The following is a 606-nucleotide window of genomic DNA, read 5'->3' on the forward strand; positions in this document are numbered from 1 at the left end:
GCGCGACCTGTTCGGGATCATCCCGGTCCAGCACCCGCTGCCACGCCGGTTGGTGCGGCATTTCCACTGGCCCACGGGCTGGTACCCGATGCTCGCCGACGCCGGCCCGCCACCGGTGTTCGGCGAGCCCGACGGGCCCTACCCGTTCCGCACGGTGGAAGGCCCCGGGGTCTACGAGATCCCGGTCGGCCCGGTACACGCGGGAATGATCGGACCGGGCCACTTCCGGTTCTCCGTGGTCGGCGAAACGATCCTGAACCTCAAAGCCCGGTTGTGGTTCACCCACCGCGGCGTGGAAAAGCTGTTCCAACACCGCCATCCCCGGGACGCGGTCGAACTCGCCGAACGAATCAGCGGCGACACCACCGTCGGGCACACCTGGGCGTTCTGCCAGGCGGTCGAGGAAGCCCTCGGACTGCACCTACCACCCGACACGGCCCGGCTGCGCGGTGTCCTGCTCGAACTCGAACGAATCTACAACCATGTCACCGATCTCGGAGCGCTGTGCAACGACGTCGGCCACGGCATCCTCAACACCCACGCCCAACGCATTCGTGAACAACTCCTGCGCATCAACGACCAGGTCACCGGGCACCGGCTCCTGCG

1 protein-coding gene is annotated in these 606 nt (G+C 67.5%); it reads left to right on the forward strand.

Annotated elements, in window-relative coordinates; translation table 11 throughout:
- On the forward strand, positions 1 to 606 hold a 606-nt coding region (locus ABEB12_RS41940), incomplete at both ends, for a nickel-dependent hydrogenase large subunit (RefSeq protein WP_345703602.1).

It is taken from the genome of Actinospineispora eucalypti, from assembly GCF_039543365.1.
Classification (GTDB): Bacteria; Actinomycetota; Actinomycetes; order Mycobacteriales; family Pseudonocardiaceae; genus Pseudonocardia; species Pseudonocardia eucalypti.